This window comes from Microbacterium wangyouchuni (assembly GCF_054072595.1).
In genome coordinates, this window is the sequence record NZ_JBSVRM010000004.1 from 369432 (window position 1) to 389652 (window position 20221).

Annotated in this window: 17 protein-coding genes; 5 read left to right on the plus strand and 12 right to left on the minus strand. The window is 64.3% G+C overall.

The genetic code is table 11. The features are described 5' to 3' along the window. Window positions 1-81 precede the first annotated feature (81 nt). On the minus strand, window positions 82-513 hold the full coding sequence (gene mraZ / locus ACW5CM_RS09120) for a division/cell wall cluster transcriptional repressor MraZ (RefSeq protein WP_438255331.1): 432 nt from the start codon (window positions 511-513) through the stop codon (window positions 82-84). A 230-nt stretch (window positions 514-743) separates the two neighbouring features. Continuing rightward, window positions 744-1133 (minus strand): SCO2097 family morphological protein, encoded by a 390-nt coding sequence (locus ACW5CM_RS09125; protein ID WP_438255330.1) that lies wholly within the window; start codon window positions 1131-1133, stop codon window positions 744-746. Between the two features lie 86 nt (window positions 1134-1219). On the opposite strand from ACW5CM_RS09125, the gene ACW5CM_RS09130 reads away from it, so the two are divergent. Continuing rightward, window positions 1220-2308, plus strand: coding sequence for a polyprenyl synthetase family protein (locus ACW5CM_RS09130; RefSeq protein ID WP_457124813.1), 1089 nt, complete (start codon window positions 1220-1222; stop codon window positions 2306-2308). Between the two features lie 63 nt (window positions 2309-2371). Here the strand turns inward: ACW5CM_RS09130 and ACW5CM_RS09135 are convergent, their stop codons facing one another. Continuing rightward, window positions 2372-2722 carry an Rv2175c family DNA-binding protein gene (locus ACW5CM_RS09135; RefSeq protein ID WP_438255328.1) on the minus strand — a complete coding sequence of 117 codons (351 nt, stop codon included), beginning with the start codon at window positions 2720-2722 and terminating at the stop codon, window positions 2372-2374. A gap of 130 nt (window positions 2723-2852) precedes the next feature. Between ACW5CM_RS09135 and ACW5CM_RS09140 the strand changes: the two genes are divergently transcribed. Together ACW5CM_RS09140 and pknB are read left to right on the plus strand one after the other, a co-directional pair. Continuing rightward, a complete protein-coding gene (locus tag ACW5CM_RS09140) occupies window positions 2853-4064 on the plus strand; it encodes a LysM peptidoglycan-binding domain-containing protein (RefSeq protein WP_457124814.1) in 1212 nt (403 codons plus the stop codon). A 73-nt stretch (window positions 4065-4137) separates the two neighbouring features. Continuing rightward, a complete protein-coding gene (pknB, locus tag ACW5CM_RS09145; protein ID WP_457124815.1) occupies window positions 4138-6102 on the plus strand; it encodes a Stk1 family PASTA domain-containing Ser/Thr kinase in 1965 nt (654 codons plus the stop codon). An 80-nt stretch (window positions 6103-6182) separates the two neighbouring features. On the opposite strand, the gene ACW5CM_RS09150 is transcribed toward pknB, so the two are convergent. From ACW5CM_RS09150 to ACW5CM_RS09160, 3 genes are all read right to left on the minus strand, one after another. Next, window positions 6183-6950: a DUF559 domain-containing protein gene (locus tag ACW5CM_RS09150; RefSeq protein WP_438255325.1), complete on the minus strand. Its 768-nt coding sequence runs from the start codon at window positions 6948-6950 to the stop codon at window positions 6183-6185. Window positions 6951-7226: 276 nt separating this feature from the next. Then, window positions 7227-8567, minus strand: coding sequence for a class II 3-deoxy-7-phosphoheptulonate synthase (locus ACW5CM_RS09155; protein WP_438255324.1), 1341 nt, complete (start codon window positions 8565-8567; stop codon window positions 7227-7229). Window positions 8568-8604: 37 nt separating this feature from the next. Further along, the gene (locus ACW5CM_RS09160; RefSeq protein ID WP_438255323.1) at window positions 8605-9291 is read right to left on the minus strand and encodes a lysophospholipid acyltransferase family protein; all 687 of its coding nucleotides are present in this window, start codon (window positions 9289-9291) and stop codon (window positions 8605-8607) included. Window positions 9292-9470: 179 nt separating this feature from the next. Here ACW5CM_RS09160 and ACW5CM_RS09165 point away from each other — a divergent pair, with 179 nt between their 5' ends. After that, window positions 9471-11297, plus strand: coding sequence for an AMP-dependent synthetase/ligase (locus ACW5CM_RS09165; protein ID WP_439254220.1), 1827 nt, complete (start codon window positions 9471-9473; stop codon window positions 11295-11297). A 76-nt stretch (window positions 11298-11373) separates the two neighbouring features. Here ACW5CM_RS09165 and ACW5CM_RS09170 read toward each other — a convergent pair whose 3' ends face one another. Genes ACW5CM_RS09170 through ACW5CM_RS09180 form a run of 3 tightly spaced genes read right to left on the minus strand, consistent with a single transcriptional unit; the run spans window position 11374 to window position 17315 of the window. After that, window positions 11374-11865 (minus strand): peptide deformylase, encoded by a 492-nt coding sequence (locus ACW5CM_RS09170; protein ID WP_438255321.1) that lies wholly within the window; start codon window positions 11863-11865, stop codon window positions 11374-11376. Then, window positions 11865-13865, minus strand: a complete 2001-nt coding sequence (locus ACW5CM_RS09175; RefSeq protein WP_457124816.1) for a nucleotide-binding protein — start codon at window positions 13863-13865, stop codon at window positions 11865-11867. Before ACW5CM_RS09175 ends, ACW5CM_RS09170 begins: the two co-directional genes overlap by 1 nt. Window positions 13866-13907: 42 nt before the next feature. Next, on the minus strand, window positions 13908-17315 hold the full coding sequence (locus tag ACW5CM_RS09180; RefSeq protein WP_438255319.1) for a pyruvate carboxylase: 3408 nt from the start codon (window positions 17313-17315) through the stop codon (window positions 13908-13910). A 93-nt stretch (window positions 17316-17408) separates the two neighbouring features. Here ACW5CM_RS09180 and ACW5CM_RS09185 point away from each other — a divergent pair, with 93 nt between their 5' ends. After that, window positions 17409-18221, plus strand: coding sequence for a ParA family protein (locus ACW5CM_RS09185; RefSeq protein ID WP_439254216.1), 813 nt, complete (start codon window positions 17409-17411; stop codon window positions 18219-18221). Window positions 18222-18376: 155 nt separating this feature from the next. Here ACW5CM_RS09185 and ACW5CM_RS09190 read toward each other — a convergent pair whose 3' ends face one another. From ACW5CM_RS09190 to ACW5CM_RS09200, 3 genes are all read right to left on the minus strand, one after another. After that, the gene (locus ACW5CM_RS09190; RefSeq protein WP_438255317.1) at window positions 18377-18922 is read right to left on the minus strand and encodes a MerR family transcriptional regulator; all 546 of its coding nucleotides are present in this window, start codon (window positions 18920-18922) and stop codon (window positions 18377-18379) included. A gap of 99 nt (window positions 18923-19021) precedes the next feature. Further along, window positions 19022-19711, minus strand: a complete 690-nt coding sequence (ftsR, locus tag ACW5CM_RS09195) for a transcriptional regulator FtsR (RefSeq protein WP_439254215.1) — start codon at window positions 19709-19711, stop codon at window positions 19022-19024. Further along, window positions 19711-20196: an FHA domain-containing protein gene (locus ACW5CM_RS09200; RefSeq protein WP_439254214.1), complete on the minus strand. Its 486-nt coding sequence runs from the start codon at window positions 20194-20196 to the stop codon at window positions 19711-19713. The genes ftsR and ACW5CM_RS09200 overlap by 1 nt, the downstream gene beginning before the upstream one ends. Window positions 20197-20221: the final 25 nt, after the last annotated feature.

The following is a 20221-nucleotide window of genomic DNA, read 5'->3' on the forward strand; positions in this document are numbered from 1 at the left end:
CGACTCTGATCCCCCTCCGCTTCTCGACCCGGCACCGGGGAAGTGTGTCGGGGCGGGAGCGGCGGGGCATCACAGTCGAGGTCAGAAGAGTCCCGGAATCACCTCCTGTTCCAATTCTGAATAGCTGTCCTCGCCAGCAGCGAGGTAGTCGTTCCAGGCCGCAGCATCCCAGATCTCGGCGTGTGCGCCGACGCCCGTGACGATGAGCTCTTTCTCGAGCCCCGCGTACTGACGGAGGGGAGCAGGGATGGTGATGCGGTTCTGGCTGTCCGGCATTTCGGCGCTCGCTCCGGAGAGGAACATGCGCAGAAAATCACGGGCTTGCTTATTGCTGAGCGGCGCCTGACGGATCCGCTCGTGCATGGCCTCGAACTCGGCGGTGCTGAAGACATACAGGCAACGCTCCTGGCCACGGGTGACCACGATGCCGCCACCGAGATCCTCACGAAACTTCGCCGGCAGGATGACCCGACCTTTGTCGTCGAGCTTCGGTGCGTGCGTCCCCAACAACATCGGCCATCACCCCCTCTGTTTCCGGCCAAATCGAGGTTGGCCCCACTTTACTCCACTTTGCTCCACTTTTATATGGCAATGTCTCGACAGCATGGCAGATTCGTTCACCTCCTGCCAGAACTCCCCCGTGATCACGCGGAGAATCGGGTCGTCATGCGAGTGGAGGAAAACGGAGTGCACACAAAAAAGACCCGGATGCGATTGCATCCGGGTCTGTAAAAGGAAGAGGGTCAGCGACCGTCTTGGCGACGATCCCAACGATCGTTCATACGATCCATGAATGAGGCCGAACTCTGCGGCGACGTCGGCCGCTTCGTGTTCGAGACGCGGCTCGGGCCGGTTCGACGAACCGGCGTGGCTGCGAGGATCACACCGGAAACCATGGCCGCGAAGCCGATGACACCGATGATGATGCTGCCGACCGCGCCGATCTGGCCACCGAGCGCCACACCAGCGACGAGCGCGCCGATGCCGACCAGAAGCAGAACAGCACCGTACACAAGGTTTCGGTAGCTGAGAGTGCGATCTCCGGAAGGCGCGCTGACGATGTCGGCGTCGTTATGCAGGAGATGGCGTTCCATCTCATCGAGCAGACGCTGCTCCTGTTCTGACAGTGGCATAACGCCCCCCTTGGGTTCAGTGGCTTCAGTCTACGCTGGCTCAGGCGCAGAGGCTAGATATCAGCTGAGAACCTAAGCTGAGTATCGTGCTTTCTCCCACGCTAGTCCACGATGCCATCGCCCCTCGCCTCGACCTTGTTCTGAGCGGGCTTCGCGCCGAGTCAGCGCAGTATGGTCCGGATGCGGAGATGTTCATCGATGCCGCAGCTGAAACCCTGCGCGGCGGCAAGCGCCTCCGCGCCCGCTTCTGCCATGCCGGATGGCGCTCAGTCGCTCGATTCGCGGATCGAAATGCGGGCGAATCGAATGCTGTGTGGGACCTCTGCGCGGCGCTAGAGATCTTCCAGTCCGCCGCCCTCGTGCACGATGACCTCATCGACAACTCCGACACGCGACGCGGACGCCCGGCCGCGCACCGAGCTCTCGAGATGCAGCACCGAGAATCCGCCTGGGCTGGGGACGCCGAGGCCTTCGGGCGCGCCTCCGCGATCCTGCTCGGAGATATGCTGGTGGCCTGGAGCGATGACCTGCTCGAGCAGGCTTTGACCGATCATGCTCACGCGCCCGCTGTGCGAGCTGAGTACGCACGCATGCGTCGCGGCGTCACTGTCGGCCAGTTCCTCGACATCGCTGAGGAGTCCGCGTGGCGGGTGAATCCAGCATCCGAGCATGCCGACCGTGCCCTGCGCATCGTCTCGTTGAAATCCGCGCGCTACAGCATCGAGCAGCCACTCCTTCTCGGCGCCGCGCTCGCGGGTGCCGAGAAGGCGCAGTCGGACGCTCTGCGCAGCTTCGGGCATCCGGTGGGAATGGCCTTCCAGCTGCGCGACGATGTGCTCGGCGTGTTCGGCGATGAGTCCGTCACAGGGAAACCAGCTGGCGATGATCTGCGCGAAGGCAAGCGCACTGTCTTGATCGCGTTCACCCGCGAACGACTTGAGCCGTCGGGGCGCCGAGTGCTCGATGAGATGCTCGGTGACCCCGAGCTTGCGCCTGAGCAGGTGGCCGCCCTGCAGGCGACGATCGTCGAGTCCGGGGCGCTCTCGCGTGTAGAGGAACTCATCGATTCCTACGCGCAGGAGGCGGACCGCGCACTTTCCGGCGCACGGCTGGACAACGCCTCGGTCAGCGAACTGCGCGATCTCGCGCGAGCGGCGACGGTGCGAACCGCCTGAAGCGGAGCAGGTTCCTCCTCAGGTGCAGGGCACCTGGTGAAAGCGCGCCTGGCGAGAGTGCGCTCAGGCGAGAGTGCGCGCGACGCGGCGAACCGCGCTCTTGTGGCCGTCGAGAAGCGCCGCGATCGGCGTGCGCCCGAGTTCTTCCTGGTCGGCCATCAGCCAGTCGATGACCTCGTCATCGCTGAACCCCGCATCCTTCAGCACGATGATCGTGCCGCGCAGCGAGGCCAGCGGACGCGCGTCGACGATGAAGATCGACGGAACCGCGAACGCGCCGTTGCGGCTGGAGCCGACGAGGTACTGCTCGGCAATCAGCCTCCTGACGCGGCCCAGCGGTTCGTCGAGGATCTCAACGAGGTCCGGGGTCGTCAGCCATTCGAAGGCCGGGGTTTCGGGAGCAGTCTCAGACACTGTTCGACTATCTCATTTCCCGGGAAACATCGCACATTCTCCCGCGTGTCACTCCAGTAACATCAGTCACTCTGGTTGACATCTGTTTACATCCGTGTCAGCGTTTCATGAGCCCAAAAGGGGGGAATCCTTGAGACTCCAAACCGAGCGACACCGCACCCGCTACGCCCAAATCGGCGTCCCAGCAGCAGTGCTGGGGGTTCTGGCGACGGCGTTCAGCGCCGCGCCCGCCACCGCTGCCACAACATCTTTCGATACTGGATCGCATCATCGACTGACAGTGGTTCCCAAACCGATTCCGATGGCTGCGGCCCCGACCTCCTACGTCGTGCAGAGCGGTGACACTGTCTCCGCAATCGCCGCGAAGTTCGCTCTCCGCACGGTCGACGTGCTCACGTGGAACGATCTGAGCTGGCGCTCGGTCATCTACCCCGGCCAGACGCTCTCGCTCACGGGTTCGGCTCCGGTCGCCACACCTGCTCCCGCTCCCGCGCCAGCACCCGCCGCAGTGACGCACACCGTCGTCGTCGGTGACACAATCTTCGCCATTGCGCAGAAGTACGATTCGTCGGTCGACGCGGTACTGGCCGCCAACGGGCTCAGCCGCGCATCGGTCATCTACCCGGGACAGGTCATCACGATCTCCGGCGCGGCGGCCCCGGCACCTGCGCCTGCGCCTGCCCCTGCGCCTGCGCCTGCCGCGGTTCCGCCCGCGGCGCCCGGTTCCGCAGCATCCACGCACGCGGTCGCCCCCGGCGATACGCTCTTCGCCATCGCGCAGAAGCACGGAATTTCTCTCGACGAGCTCTACCGTCTGAACGGATTGGGCCCTGCCTCGATCATCTATCCCGGCGAGAGCATCATCGTGGCCGCCCCAGCACCTGCGCCGGCACCTGCTGCTCCAGCGCCCGCCGCTACGGGGCCGCAGACCGCGGCGCTCGATACTCCGCAGGCGGAGAACGCGGCGCTCATCATCAGCATCGGACGCGAACTCGGCGTCTCCGACCGCGGTATCGCCATCGCGCTGGCCACATCGATGGTCGAGTCGTGGTTGCGCAACCTCGACTGGGGAGATCGAGATTCGCTCGGACTGTTCCAGCAGCGTCCGAGTACGGGTTGGGGTACACCAGAGCAGATCATGAATCGTGATCGCAGCATCCGGGTCTTCTTCGGCGGAGCATCCGATCCGAATGGCCAGACCACACGAGGACTGCTCGACATCGCCGGTTGGGAAAGCATGCGCTTCACCGACGCTGCACAGGCCGTGCAGATCTCGGCATACCCGGAGCGCTACGGCGCTTGGGAGGCTCAGGCGTACGAGTGGATCGCACTTCATGGCTGATTCCCCGGTGTTTCCGCGCCGAAAGGGTGAGCCGCTCCCCTGGCTTTCAGCCAGTTCTTCATAGACTCTGTACGTGACGACCAATCAGCAGGCCGACCCCCTCATCGGGCGGCTTGTCGACGGCCGTTACCGTGTGCGTGCGCGTATCGCCCGCGGCGGTATGGCCACCGTCTACGTCGCCACTGACCTGCGCTTGGAGCGCCGCATCGCGCTCAAGGTCATGCACGGGCATCTCAGCGACGATTCGGTGTTCCAGAGTCGGTTCATCCAAGAGGCTCGCGCAGCCGCTCGGTTGGCCGATCCACACGTCGTCAATGTCTTCGACCAGGGCCAGGACGGCGAACTCGCCTACCTCGTCATGGAGTATCTTCCCGGCATCACGCTGAGAGAGCTGATGCGCGAGCAACGCCGGCTGAGCATTGCTCAGACCATCACGATCATGGACGCGATCCTCTCCGGACTTGCAGCAGCGCACAAGGCCGGCATCGTTCACCGTGACGTTAAGCCTGAGAACGTGCTGCTCGCTGAAGACGGCCGGATCAAGATCGGCGACTTCGGTCTTGCCCGTGCGACGACTGCCAATACCGCGACGGGCCAGCAACTGCTCGGCACGATCGCCTACCTCGCGCCGGAACTCGTCACGCGAGGCATGGCCGACGCCCGCAGCGACATCTATGCGCTGGGCATCATGCTTTACGAGATGCTCACCGGCGAGCAGCCGTACAAGGGCGAGCAGCCGATGCAGATCGCTTTCCAGCACGCGACCGAGTCAGTGCCGCGACCGAGTGTGCGCAATCCGGGCGTTCCCGAGCCGCTGGACGAACTCGTACTGTGGTCGACGGAGAAGTCTCCGGATGAGCGACCGAACGACGCTCAGCAGATGCTCGACCGGCTCCGCGAGATCGAGCGCGAGCTCGGCGTATCACCCATGGCTACAACGACGGCGACTGTGCCCCTGCGTTCCCAGAGCGACTCCGGTGATCTGACCAAGGTCATGCCGACGACGATGGCGTTTGATGATCCGACCGGACCGGTGGCCACGGCGGGTACCGCTGTCCAGCAGCCCATCGACAACGCGACGCTGCTTCGACGTCGATCTTCCAAACGTCGCGCGCGCGGCGCATTCTTGCTCACTCTGGTGTTGCTGCTGGCTGTTGTTGCCGGCGGTGTCGGTTGGTGGTTCGGGTCTGGACCGGGTTCGCTCGTGGCCGTGCCGAGCGTTGCCGGAAAGACACTGGAGCAAGCGACCGCGCTGTTGGCGGACGAAGAACTCGTCGCCGTTCCCGGCGAGAGGAGCTCGGTCGAGGTTCCTGCCGGCACGGTCATCGATTCTGATCCCGGTGCTGGTGAGCGACTCGATAAGGGCGCATCCGTGACCGTGTTCGTCTCCACGGGTCCCACGCTGCACACCATCGAGCCTCTGAATGGCAAGACCGAGGAAGAGGCACGCCAGTACCTCGCTGAGCTCAACGTCAATGTGGCTGATGAGACGCTCGAGCTCTACTCCGACGCTGCCGACGACATCGTGATCAATGCCTTCGTGACGCCGCGTGCCGAAGGTGAGCCGTATATCTGCGGCGAAGGCTGCGACCTGTTCGAAGACGACTCCGTCGAGCTGTACGTCTCGCTGGGCGGGCTTCCTGATGTCGTCGGGATGTCGGCTGACGACGCAGTCGCAGCGCTGGCCGAGAAAGAGATCTCAGTCAGCGAGCAGGTCGAGGAGTTCAGCAACGATGTCGAGGCCGGCATCGTCATCTCCATGGCCGAACGTGAGGGCGGCGGCAACTGGCGCCCGGGCGATTCGACGCGTTTGGTTGTGTCGAAGGGGCCTCAGCTTTTTGAGGTGCCTAACGTCGTAGGCCTCACCCGCGATGAAGCGGCCCAGGTACTCAGAGACAACGGCTTCAGCCCAACGTGGAACAAGCTTTGGAGCGCACTAGCCAACGGAAATACCGAGGTCACTGGAACAGATCCCGCGTCCGGTTCGATGCGCCGTGCCAGCACCGAGGTCTATATGCAGATCCGAGGCGTCTTGTAAGCGCCGAGAACGCACAAACCGCCCTTCCTCGGCATCCGGAAGGACGGTTTGTGCGTTCTCGAGACCCGCGCGCGATCGGGTCAGCCCGCGGCGACGAGAATTCGGCGGATCCGTTCGATCAGGTCGCGGGCACCATCGCGCAAGTCGTCCGCGCCGACGAGAATGACGCGGTATCCGGCATCCTCGAGGAGCTGGACTCGCGTGAGGTCTTTCAACCAGCGCGCACGCGAGGTGCGGTGTTCGTCCCCCTGGTACTCGATGATGAGCCGCTCCTTCCGGTAGCCCAGGTCACCATGAAGCATGCCCCTGCTCGTGCGCACCTCGAGCTGCACTTCCGGTTCGGGCAGGCCACCGGCGATCAGTGCCAGCCGAAGCAGTGTCTCGCGCGGAGAGTCCACTGGTTGCCGTAGCCGCTTCATCGCCCACCGGATCGCGGCCGCACCACGGCGCCGACCATGCCGGCTGATTGCTGCGATGAGATCCTCCTTCGTGCACAACGGCTGTCGACGCCTGCCAGTGTCATCTATCTCCCCGCTGATGAGAAAGTCTCCGACCGCGACAAGCCAGTCCCGCGAGAGCATCGTCGACAACTGGCACCAGACATCCGCCGGGCTGAGCAACCGGATCCCGTCCCGGGTGAACGTCGGCAGGTCTTCCTCACCACGCTCCCAACCGACAACACCCGGCCGACGCACACGCCCGCGCGCACCCACCGCGGTCACATGCAGATCCGGATAATCCTCGGGCAGAGGCATCCGCCACAGTTCAGCGGCCGTGACGTGGCTGAAGAATTGGTGAGATCCGAGCGCCCGACTCAATGCCGCGCAGCGATCGCGCAGAGTCTCCACAGGTTCAGCGGAGCGCACCCCATGAAACGGACGTACCAGATCGCGTCCTCGCATCCGTTTCTCGCTCGCACCGCGCGAGGCACCCGTCTGCACATGAAACGTCTGGCCTCGCAATGAGGAAGGCAATCTGGTCCGCGGTCGCATCTCCCGATCCTGCCGCCTCAACCACCCGGCCTGTCAGAGTTATCCACACCCCGACCGACAACGCAGAAACCGCCCTTCCTCAGCATCCGAAAGGGCGGTTTCTGCGTTCTCGAAAGAAAAGTGGGAAGGCGCTCAGCGCTTCTCGAGCTCCTCCGCCACGAGGAACGCGAGCTCGAGGCTCTGCATGTGGTTCAGGCGCGGGTCGCACAGGCTCTCATAACGGGTCGCGAGAGCGGCCTCGTCAATGTGCTCAGAGCCGCCCAGGCATTCAGTCACATCGTCACCGGTGAGTTCGACATGGATGCCGCCCGGGAAGGTTCCCACCGCACGGTGTGCCTCGAAGAAGCCACGCACCTCGTCCACGACGTCGTCGAAGCGACGCGTCTTGTAGCCGGTGGGCGTCGTGATGCCGTTGCCGTGCATGGGGTCGGTGACCCACAGCGGCTGAGCACCTGATTCGCGAACGGCTTCCAGCAGCGGCGGCAGGGCATCCCGAATCTTGCCGGCGCCCATGCGCGTGATGAACGTCAACCGGCCCGGCTCACGGTCCGGGTCGAGCTTGTCGATCAGCTGAAGCGCCGTCTCCGGTGTCGTCGTCGGCCCGAGCTTCACGCCGATGGGGTTGCGGATCTTGGAGAAGTAATCAACGTGCGCACCGTCGAGGTCACGCGTGCGCTCTCCGATCCACAGGAAGTGCGCTGAGGTGTTGTACGGAGTGTCCGTGCGCGAATCGATGCGCGTCATCGGGCTCTCATAGTCCATCAGCAGGCCTTCGTGGCCGGTGAAGAATTCGACGCGCTTGAGCTCTTCGAAGTCCGCGCCAGCAGCCTCCATGAACTTGATGGCCCGATCGATCTCGGCCGCCATCCGCTCGTACCGCTGGTTCGCCGGGTTCTGCGCGAAGCCCTTGTTCCAGGAGTGCACCTCACGCAGGTCCGCGAATCCACCCTGCGTGAAAGCGCGGATGAGGTTCAGCGTGGATGCTGCTGTGTGATAGCCCTGCAACAAACGATCTGGGTCGGGCTGCCGGGAACCCTCGGTGAAGTCGTAGCCGTTGACGATATCGCCACGGTATGCGGGCAGTGTGACCTCGCCGCGGGTCTCGGTATCGCTCGAGCGGGGCTTGGCGAACTGCCCGGCCATGCGCCCCATCTTGACGACGGGCATCGACGCGCCGTACGTGAGTACGACCGCCATCTGCAACACGGTCTTGATCCGGTTTCGGATCTGCTCAGCGGTCGCCCCGGCGAAGGTCTCGGCGCAGTCACCGCCCTGCAGGAGGAACGCGTTTCCGGATGCTGCGCGCGCCAAGCGGTCGCGAAGATTGTCTACCTCACCGGCGAACACCAGCGGAGGAAGAGCCGCGATCTGCTTCGACACATCGGCGACGCGATCGCCATCTGTCCAGATGGGCTGCTGCTTGATGGGAAGGGAGCGCCAGACGTCAAGGTTGGCATCGTGCTGCTGAGGCATTTCCCCAGCTTACTGGCCAGGAGAGCGGTAACCGGCGTCAGTTACGACGGGGCATCCGCTCTTTCACCGAAGAGGCGTAGACGTCGTCGTATTCCTGCTGACCGAGCCGCTGCAGAGCGACCATGATCTCGTCGGTGACCGACCGCAAGATATAGCGATCGTTCTCCATTCCGGCATAGCGCGAGAAGTCCAGTGGTTCGCCGATGACAATCCCGACGCGCACCAGCCGCGGAACGGTCTGACCAATCGGCATCGCCGTGTCGGTGTCGACCATGACCAGCGGGATCACCGGGACCTTCGCCTCGAGCGCCATGCGCGCAAGTCCCGTGCGGCCGCGATAGAGCTTGCCGTCGGGGCTGCGTGTGCCCTCCGGGTAGATGCCGAGCAGGTCGCCGCGGCCGAGCACCTGCAGCCCGGTGTTCAGCGATGCCTCGGATGCTTTGCCACCGGAACGGTCGATCGGAATCTGACCGGTCGCCTTCATGAAATACTTCGTGGCCCACCCTTTGATGCCGCGGCCGGTGAAGTAGTCGCTCTTCGCGAGGAACGACATCCGTCGATCGATCAGCAACGGCAGAAACACCGAGTCGGAGACCGAGAGGTGGTTGCTCGCCAGGATGGCGGCGCCGTGCTTGGGCACGTTGCTTCTCCCCACGATCCAAGGACGAAAGATCGCCTTGACGATGGGGCCGACCACAACGTACTTCATCAGCCAGTAGAACATCGTCTCGAAGTCTATCCCCGAGGCGATGCTTCCAGCAGCGCAGCCGCGCCATCGCCTCGCACGTGGTGCGACTCAGTTTCACAAACTGCGCAACTGGATTCCAGAATCACCCCGTTCCGGGTGCTCTCGTGCCCTAGACTCTTGGGAACCCGTGCCCTACCGGTACCGAAGGAGTTGCCGTGGTCCAAATTGAAGTTCCTGCGATCGTCCCCGCTGATCCAGAGGCGAACATCACCGATCTGCTGGTGAAGCGCGTCGAGGCAACGCCCGATCTCGCACTGTTCTCTCTTCCTCGCGGTGCCGGTTGGCACAATGTCAGCGCCGCCGACTTCCAGACCGCAGTGATCGCCCTTGCCAAGGGTTTCGCGGCCGCTGGCATCCAGCCTGGCGAGAAGGTCGGATTCCTCGCGCGCACCACGTATGAATGGACGCTGGTCGACTTCGCGCTGTTCTACGCCGGTGCGGTGATGGTCCCGATCTATGAGACCAGCTCCCCCGCGCAGATCCAGTGGATCATGGAGGATTCCGGGGCCAGCGCGCTCATCGTCGAATCCGCGGACCACTTCGCCAAGCTCGACGAGGTCCGCGGAGATCTCCCCCTCATTCGTGAGGTTTGGCAGCTGCATCTCGGAGCCATCGACTCGCTCACCGCGGCTGGCGCTGGCGTTGAGGATGCTGAGATCGAACGCCGCCGCAATATCGCCGTGGGCTCTGACATCGCGACGCTGATCTACACCTCCGGCTCGATGGGTCGCCCCAAGGGCTGCGTTCTCACACACAGCAACTTCGTCGAGCTGACCCGCAACTCGGCCAAGGCGCTCGACAAGGTTGTGGGAATGCCGAACGCATCGACGGTGCTGTTCATCACGACTGCGCACGTGTTCGCCCGGTTCATCTCGATCCTGAACATCCATGCTGGTGTCCGTACCGCGCACCAGCCCGATACGAAGCAGCTGCTCGAGGCGCTCGGATCCTTCAAGCCCACCTTCCTGCTCGCTGTTCCCCGTGTTTTCGAGAAGGTGTACAACTCCGCCGAGCAGAAGGCCGAAGCGGGCGGCAAGGGCAAGATCTTCCGCGCCGCGGCGGATGCTGCGATCGAACACTCCAAACTCCTCGAAGCGGGCAAGAAGATCCCGCTGGGGCTGAAGATCAAGTTCGCACTGTTCGACAAGCTCGTCTACAGCAAGCTCCGCGCCGCGATGGGCGGCAACATCGCCTACGCGGTCTCCGGTTCCGCTCCCCTGGGCGCACGCCTCGGACACTTCTTCCACAGCCTCGGCGTTGTGATCCTCGAAGGCTACGGCCTCACCGAGACCACGGCACCGGCGACGGTGAACCTCGCTGACAAGTCCAAGATCGGTACGGTCGGTCCCGCACTTCCCGGTGTCGGAGTTCGTCTGGGCGAAGACGGAGAGATCGAAGTCAAGGGCATCAACGTCTTCAAGGAGTACTGGAACAACCCCGAGGCGACCGCCGAGTCGTTCCACGACGGCTGGTTCCGCACCGGAGACATCGGCAGTTTCGACTCGGAAGGCTTCCTCACGATCACGGGTCGTAAGAAGGAGATCCTGGTTACCGCCGGCGGCAAAAACGTCGCACCGGCCGCCCTGGAGGACCCCATCCGGTCAAACCCGATCATTGGTCAGGTTGTCGTCGTCGGCGATCAGAAGCCGTTCATCGCGGCACTGGTCACGCTTGACTCCGAGATGCTGCCCACCTGGCTGAAGAACAACGGACTCGACGAGAGCATGCCGCTTGCGGATGCCTCGAAGAACGAGGCAGTCCGTGCCGAGGTGCAGCGCGCCATCGACGCCGCGAACGGTAAGGTTTCCCGCGCAGAATCGATCCGCAAGTTCACGATCCTCGAATCGGAGTGGACCGAGGCGAGCGGCCACCTCACGCCGAAGCTCTCGATCAAGCGCAACGTGATCGTGTCGGACTTCGCCGATGAGATCTCGGCAATCTACGACGAGCCGGTGCACACCACGAACGTCGCCATCGGCTGAGCACACAAGCTCCCTAACGAGAAATGCCCCTGCGCGAGCAGGGGCATTTCTCGTTGATCAGGCTACGGAGTTCGCATCAGAACCAGTCGCTCTCGCGAACCTGGCGCATCGCAATCTTGCGATCCTCGGGTGTGAGACGGGTGAGGTAGAGGTTGCCGTCGAGGTGATCGGTCTCGTGCTGCAGCGCCTGCGCGAGCAGCCCTTCGCCCTCGAGGATCACCGGGTTGCCATCGAGGTCGATGCCTTCGACACGTGCCCAGGGATGCCGCAGCGCGTCATGCCAGAGCCCGGGCACAGACAGGCAGCCCTCCCCGGTCGGCACCGGGTCTCCACGCACCTCGGTCAGTACCGGGTTGAGCACGTACCCGATGTCGCCGTCGATGTTGTAGCTGAATGCACGAACAGCGAATCCGATCTGGGGGGCTGCGACGCCGGCACGTCCGGGCAGCTCGACGCTGTCCACGAGGTCAGCGACCAATGACCGGATCCCGTCATCGATCTCCTCGATCGGTGCGCAGACGGTTCGCAGCACCGGGTCGCCGAAGACGCGAATCTCCCGAACGGTCATCAGGCTGCGCTCGTACGCAGGGCCTCAATGAGGGATGCTGCGAGTTCCCGAGCGGCCTTGCGGGTCTCAGGCTGGAGGTTGGAGAACACGATGGTTCCGCCGCCGGCGATCTGCGTGTCGTACGGCATCCGCACGACGTTGCGCGCGCGCGTACCGAAGTGGGCTTCGAGCTCGTTCAGCCGCACCAGGGGGCTGCCGGGAGTTGACTGGTTGAGCACGATGATTGCGCCGCGCGCCTGATCCTCGTAGCCGTTGGTCTCGAGCCAGGTCAGCGTCTCCGATGCGAGACGTGCCTCATCGACGCTCAGCCCAGACACGATGATGAGCTGATCCGACAGATCAAGCGTCGCGCCCATGACCGAGTGCACGATGCCGGTACCGGTGTCGGTGAGCACGAGCGAGTAGTAGTGCGCTGCAACATCAGCGACGTCACGATAGTCGTCGTCACTGAAGGCTTCGGCAACACGCGGGTCGGAATCCGAGGCGAGCACGTCGAGTCGAGTGGTGTCTCGCGCGACGATCGCGGAGATGTCGTGATATCCCTTGACCTCGTCGTGGATACGAACGAGGTCGCGTACAGAACGGCCGTTGGTGCGCACGACTCGGTCGGCCAACGTTCCCCGGTCCGGGTTCGCGTCGACAGCGATGACCCGGTCGTCACGGGCATCCGCCAGAGCCATTCCCAGCAGAGCCGTGATCGTGGTCTTACCCACGCCGCCCTTGCGCGACAGCACCGGCACGAACCGGGCCCCACCGGCCAGCGGTGCTGCAATCCGAGCGCTCAACGCCTTGCGTGCGCGCACCTTCTTGCCATCACCGATGTTGAGCTTGCGACCGGAGATCGTGTACAGGAAACGGCTCCAGCCACCCTCGGGCTCGGGCTTGGTGAGCCGCTGCGGGTCGAGCAACCGGTCGGCGGTGAGCAGATCGGCTGACTCGCGGTTGGACTGGCCGATCTGGTCACCCAGACGCTTGGAGGTCAGCGCGACCTCTGGACGGGCCGCCACGGGGCGCTGCGCGAGCGCCGTCTCAGTCGGCTTCGGGTCTTCCTGGGAAGTGGTCACGGTCTCGCTCTTCGTTTCGGCGGGCAGGGTCTCTGCCGGTGCGTTCTCTGACTGCTTGGGCGCGGTCTGCGCCGACGTTGTCAGGGGCGACCCGGTCTGGGTCGACTCGGATGCTGTAGCCACTGACTCTGTGGACGTGGTTGCGGTGACATCCTGCTTCATAGCCGCCGCGATCCACGCGGATGTCGCGCTTTCCGCCTTCGGCTCCACCGGCTTTTCGACCGGGGTCACCGGTTGTGCGACCGGCGCGACCGGCGCGGCCGGCGCGGCCGGCGCAGCGGATGCGGCCGGCTTCTGTGCGGCGGATGCTGCGGGCCGGGGTTCGGCGGGTTTCGGAGTCGCAGGCGCTGTCGTCTCGGCCGGGGTGGGCGTCGATTTCTTGGCCTTTGTCTTGACCTTGGCTTTGGCCTTGGGCGTGCTCTTAGCCGCAGGCGTGGGCCGGGAGCTCCCTGCTGCCGCGTCCACCGCGGCCGCAGCCGAAGCAGCGGCAGCCGGCGCCGGCATTTCGGGCTCTGCGACGACCTCGGCGATCACTGTTTCATCCGCAGAAACTGGGGCGGCAGCATCCGTCCGGTCACCGGTGTCGGGCTCGACCACGGGATCGACGATCTCGTCGACGGCATCCGCAACGGGTTCCGAGGAAGGCTCCGTGGCGGGGAGCTCGATGATGATTCCGGAACCGTCCAGCAGAATACGTCCGGTCTCTGCCGACGGTGCCGGGGGTTCGGTCTCGCCGTCGATGACGAGCTCCGAGTAGATCTCACCGTCCACAACGGAGTCGTCGACGAGGTCGTCGTCTTCGTCACGCGGAAGCGCGACATTCACCTGCGCGGTCTGCCCGAGGATGCCCAAGGCGGTCGTATCCAACGAGGCGGCCTCGTCGAGAACGCCGAGGGAATCGTCCTCCGGAGAATCGGGTGTGTTCTTCGGTGTCACTGTGTCACTCCAAGCTTGTGCGAGCATGTCGCCCGCACAAGATTACTTGGCTGGACTGATTACAACCAAAAGGTCACCCGCGTCAACCTGCTGAGTGGCACCGATTGCGAGCCTATCGATGACGCCGTCAACGGGTGCGGTGATAGCCGCTTCCATCTTCATCGCCTCGATGGATGCCACCGGTTCACCCGCACGAACGACCGCCCCCACCTCGACCTTCAGCGAGACGACACCCGAGAACGGAGCAGCCACCTGCCCCGGCTTGGACGTGTCTGCCTTCTCGACCTGGTGCGCATCGACAGCCACTGAACGGTCCCGGATGAACACCGGCCGCAGCTGTCCGTTCAATGTGGTCATGACCGTGCGCATACCGCGGTCGTCTGCTTCGCCGATCGCCTCGAGACCGACGTAGAGCTGCACGCCGCGATCGATCTCCACCAGGTGCTCCTGGCCCTGCACGAGCCCGTACAGGTAGTCACTGGTGTCGAGGACGGAGACATCGCCGAAGATCTCACGCAGCTGCGTGAACTCACTCGTCGGGCCCGGGAACAACAGAGTGTTCAACCGCTCACGCCGTTCCTGGCTGCTGCCGGCCAACGCCTTCTCATCATCCGCTGAGATCTCCGTGAATGCACTGCGCACCTCACGGCCTGCGAGCACCTTCGTGCGGAATGGCTCCGGCCACCCGCCAGGCAGATCACCGAGTTCGCCGGCCATGAAACTGACGACCGAATCCGGCACGTCGTACTTTTCGGGGTTCGCCTCGAAGTCCGCTGGATCGGCTCGCACCGCTGCGAGGTGCAGCGCGAGGTCGCCGACGACTTTCGACGACGGAGTGACCTTCGGCACGCGGCCGAGAATGCGGTCCGCAGCGGCGTACATGTCCTCGATGAGCTCGAAGTCGTCTGCCAGGCCCAGCGCCTTGGCCTGCTGACGCAGGTTCGACAGCTGTCCGCCCGGGATCTCGTGGTGGTAAACGCGCCCGGTGGGGCCCGGAAGGCCCGACTCGAACGGCGCGTACTGGTTGCGCACGGCTTCCCAATAGGGCTCGAGGTCCGACACGCCGGCCAGATCCAGACCGCTATCGCGATCGGTGTGTTCCAGCGCCGCCACCAGTGACGAGAGCGAGGGCTGACTGGTCGTGCCCGACAGCGGCGCGGATGCCGCATCGACCGCGTCGACGCCGGCACCACTTGCCGCCAGCAGAGTCGCCAGCTGGCCGCCAGGGGTGTCGTGGGTGTGCAGGTGCACGGGAAGGTCGAAGCGCTCACGCAGCGCCGTGACGAGCTTGGCAGCTGCGGCTGGACGCAGCAGGCCCGCCATGTCTTTGATCGCCAGGATATGCGCGCCGGCATCGACGATCTGCTCGGCGAGGCCGAGGTAGTAGTCGAGCGTGTACAGGTCTTCGGCGGGATTCAGCAGGTCCCCGGTGTAGCACAGCGCGACCTCGGCGACGGTTGTTCCTGTCGCCCGGACTGCGTCGATCGCCGGGCGCATCTGCTCGACGTCGTTGAGCGCATCGAAGATGCGGAAGATGTCGACGCCGCTCGCCGCCGCTTCGCTGACGAACGACTCGGTGACCGCCGCGGGGTACGGGGTGTACCCGACGGTGTTGCGTCCGCGCAGGAGCATTTGGATGTTGATGTTCGGCAGCGCCGCACGCAGTTTGTCCAGCCGCTCCCAGGGGTCTTCCCCGAGGAAGCGCAGGGCGACGTCGTATGTGGCACCACCCCAGGCCTCCACCGACAGCAGCTCGGGTGTGAGACGTGCCAGGTACGGGGCCGCAGCGACGAGGTCACGTGTGCGCACTCGCGTCGCGAGCAGCGACTGGTGCGCGTCCCGGAAGGTGGTGTCGGTGATCGCCAGAGCGCTCTGCTCGCGCAGACTCCGAGCGAAGCCCTCCGGTCCCAGTTCCAACAGACGCTGGCGTGATCCCGGGGCGGGCTGCGTGCTCAGGTCGAGAACAGGCAGCTTCGTCGCCGGGTCGGCTGCTCCCGGGTGCGCTCCGTTGGGCTTGTTGACGGTGACGTCGACGAGCCAGTTCAGCAGCTTGGTACCGCGGTCCTTCGACACCCGCCCCTGCAGCAGGTCAGGGCGCTCGTCGATGAACGACGTGCTGACATCGCCGGCGACGAACGCGTCATCGGCGAGCAGCGCCTGCAGGAACGGGATGTTCGTCGAGACGCCGCGGATGCGGAATTCTGCGAGGGCCCGGCGTGCGCGTCCCACCGCGGTCTCAAAATCACGGCCTCGGCAGGTGAGTTTGGACAGCATGGAGTCGAAGTGCGGGCTGATCTGGGCGCCCTGGTGCACCGTGCCACCATCCAGGCGGATGCCGGCGCCACCGGGCGAACGGTAGGTGGTGATCTTGCCGGTGTCCGGGCGGAATCCCTGCGTTGGATCTTCTGTGGTGATGCGGCACTGCAACGCCGCGCCGCGCAGGTGGATGTCGCCTTGCTGGAGTCCGAGTTCGGCCAGCGTGGCACCCGCGGCAATTCGCATCTGGGTCTGCACGAGGTCGACATCGGTGACCTCTTCGGTGACCGTGTGCTCGACCTGGATGCGGGGGTTCATCTCGATGAAGACGACTTCACCGGTGCGCTCCCCTGCTGTCTCGAGCAGGAACTCCACTGTGCCAGCGTTCTCATATCCGATCGATCGGGCAAAGGCGACGGCGTACCGGTGCATATCCTGACGGATCGTTTCGTCGAGGTTCGGGGCAGGAGCGATCTCCACCACCTTTTGGTGGCGCCGCTGCACCGAGCAGTCACGCTCGAACATGTGCACAGTCTCACCGGTCTTATCGGCGACGATCTGCACCTCGATGTGACGGGGGCGCACAACGGCCTGCTCCAGGAACATGCGCGCGTCACCGAAGGCGCTTTCCGCTTCGCGCATCGCCTCTGCCAGAGCGGGTGCGAGCTCACCTCGGCTTTCTACCCGACGCATTCCGCGACCACCGCCGCCGGCGACAGCCTTGGCGAACAGCGGGAATCCGATGTCATCGGCTTGAGCGACCAACTCGTCGACATCGGCGGATGCTTCGGTGGAGCGCAGCACTGGCACACCGGCCTCTACCGCATGCCGTTTGGCTTCGACCTTGTTGCCCGCCATTTCCAGAACTGACGCAGGCGGCCCGATGAAGACGATGCCGTTGGCTGCCGCTTTCTCTGCGAGATCAGGATTCTCGGAGAGAAACCCGTATCCGGGGTAGATCGCGTCGGCGCCGGATTCTTGAGCAACTCGAATGATCTCGTCAACGTCGAGATACGCGCGAACAGGGTGTCCGCGTTCTCCGATCTGGTAGGCCTCATCAGCCTTCAACCGGTGCTGGGAACCGCGGTCTTCGTATGGGAAAACAGCAACAGTGCGCGCTCCCACCTCGACAGCAGCGCGGAACGCGCGAATGGCGATCTCACCACGGTTGGCCACAAGAATCTTCTGGAACATGCGCACCTCTGAGGGCTCGATGTGCGGCATTTTCGACGCACATGGGGCGGGGCTGAGTGTTTTCCAAGCCTAGGGGACGGTAACGTGGTCTACGTGCACGTACTTAGCGTCAGCTCTCTCAAGGGAGGCGTCGGCAAAACGACCGTGACTCTCGGATTGGCCTCAGCGGCCTTCGCCCGAGGAGTCCGGACGCTCGTCGTTGACCTCGATCCACAGTCCGATGTGTCCACAGGGATGGACATTCAGATCGCCGGCCGGCTCAACATCGCCGACGTTCTGGCGAATCCGAAGGAGAAGACTGTCCGGCAGGCGATCACCTCCAGCGGCTGGGCGAAGGTTCACCCTGGAACGATCGATGTACTCATCGGCAGTCCTTCTGCCATCAACTTCGATGGCCCGCACCCGAGTGTTCGCGACGTGTGGAAGCTCGAGGAAGCTCTGGCTTCGGTCGAGAGTGACTACGACCTGGTGCTGGTCGACTGCGCCCCGTCGCTGAATGCTCTGACCCGTACCGCGTGGGCAGCCAGTGACCGAGTGATGGTCGTCACCGAGCCCGGACTTTTCTCCGTCGCGGCCGCCGATCGTGCGCTGCGTGCGATCGAAGAGATCCGGCGCGGCCTCTCCCCCCGTCTTCAGCCGCTGGGAATCGTCGTGAACCGCGTACGCCCGCAGTCGATCGAGCACCAGTTCCGCATCAAGGAACTGCGCGACATGTTCGGCCCGCTGGTGCTGTCACCGCAACTGCCGGAGCGTACGTCGCTTCAGCAGGCGCAGGGCGCCGCGAAGCCGCTGCACATCTGGCCCGGAGACTCCGCACAGGAGCTCGCTGCTGACTTCGACCTGCTGCTGGACCGCATTGTGCGCACGGGCCGGGTTCCGGTGCCGGAGAACGGCGCCCAGGCCTGATTCAGCGATATGAAAAACGCGCCCAGCATCGCTGAGCGCGTTTTTTATTTGCGCCGGTTATCGAGCCCGCTATCGAGTACGGCTCCGGTACGACAGGGGCCTCGCGCCCCGAGGCTCCAGGCAGCGCGAAGCGGTGTCTGGAGTGGGCGTGGGGATCAGGCGGTGCGCTTCGCGCGGCGCGCCGAGAGGTCGTCGATGGGCTCAGGAGCCGTGGGCTCGAACTCGACAAGCGTTGACTCGACCTCGCGGAGTACCTTGCCGACGGCGATGCCGAAGACGCCCTGGCCACGGCTGACAAGGTCGATGACCTCATCGTTCGACGTGCACAGGTAAACGGATGCACCGTCGCTCATGAGCGTGGTGCCGGCCAGGTCACGGATGCCGGCTGCACGAAGCTGATCGACGGCGATGCGGATCTGCTGCAGCGAGATGCCGGTGTCCAGGAGTCGCTTGACAAGCTTGAGCACGAGGATGTCGCGGAAGCCGTACATGCGCTGCGAACCGGAGCCACTGGCACCACGAACGGTCGGGATGACCAGTTCAGTGCGAGCCCAATAGTCCAGCTGGCGGTAGGTGATGCCGGCCGCGCGGGCAGCGACCGCACCGCGGTAACCAACCTCGTCGTCCATGGCTGGCAGCCCGTCGGTGAAGAGGAGTTCGGTCACGAACTGCGGGTCGCCTGTAAGCCCATCCGCTTTCATTTGAATTCCTCTCTGGAGTGCTTACCTCCACGCTAGAGCAGTGCCCCGGTACCGGCAATGACATCCGTGCCGGGGCGAAGGTGTGTCGCAATCAGTTCGTTACGAAAGCACTCGAGCGAGTGCTTCGCGCACGAAGATCGCCCGCACTTCGTCGATCTTGGTGGCAAGCTCTGGGGCCATCTCGCGGGCTTTTCCACGCGACGTGGCATCGGTTCGCCGAAGCAATGACGACAGCGACGACTCGATCAGCGCCACCTCCCGCTCGGCGCTCTGACGGAGCGTGCGCAGGTGGCGAGGTTCGATTCCGTGACGGTCAAGAGCCACCAGGCCGCGCAGCAGCGTGACCGTGGACTCTGGGTAGGCTTCAGCGGCGGTGATGATCCCGGTGCTGATGGCATCGTTCAAGATCTGCGGACCTGCGCCCGCTGCGGACAGCAGCTCGTCCCGGCGATAGCGACGGGGGGCGGGAACGATCGATGGCGGCGGAGCGAGGGTTGCTGCTGCCTCACCGTTGGCCGCTGCCTCGTCGAGCTGATCACGGATGACGCTGAGCGGAAGATAATGGTCGCGCTGCAGAGTCAGTCCCAGCCGCAGGCGGTCAATATCCCCCTGCGAGAACTTGCGATAGCCGGAATCCGTACGAGACGGGCTGACGATTCCCTGGACCTCGAGGAAGCGCAACTTGCTCGACGTCAGATCGGGAAACTCGGGCGTGAGTCGTGCAAGCACCTGACCGATACTGAGAAGCCCCGCGGACGCAGAGCGGTCGCGGGGATGAAGTGCCGCCATCAGTTCTGTGCCGCTGCGAGATCTGCGGGCGACGCAAAGAAGTTCAGTCGGAACTTGCCGACACGCAATTCGTATCCGTTCGACAGGATGCTGCGGTCGACGCGCTCACCGTTGGCGTAGGTGCCGTTGAGGGAACGCTGGTCGATGATCTCAAAGGCGCCACCGGATCGCGTGATCTCGGCATGCCGACGAGACACCGTCACGTCATCGAAGAAGATGTCTGCCTCGGGGTGGCGACCGATCGTGGTGACGTCGGTGTCCAGCAGGTAGCGGGCGCCAGCAAGTGCCCCCGAGCGAACGAGCAGCAGCGCGGCTCCAGCGGGGAGTGCGGCGATCGCCGTCTGCTCTACCTCGGTCAGATCTGCCCCGAAAGGCACGAAAGACAGATCGGAGTCGTGCCCGAACGTCTGTGTGGCGTCGTGCTTCTGTTCGCCGTCGCGGTGAATCGCCGCGTTCTGTGCCGATCGGCTTTCGTAATCTGTCACGGTGGCCCTCCTCGTGTCCAGACTA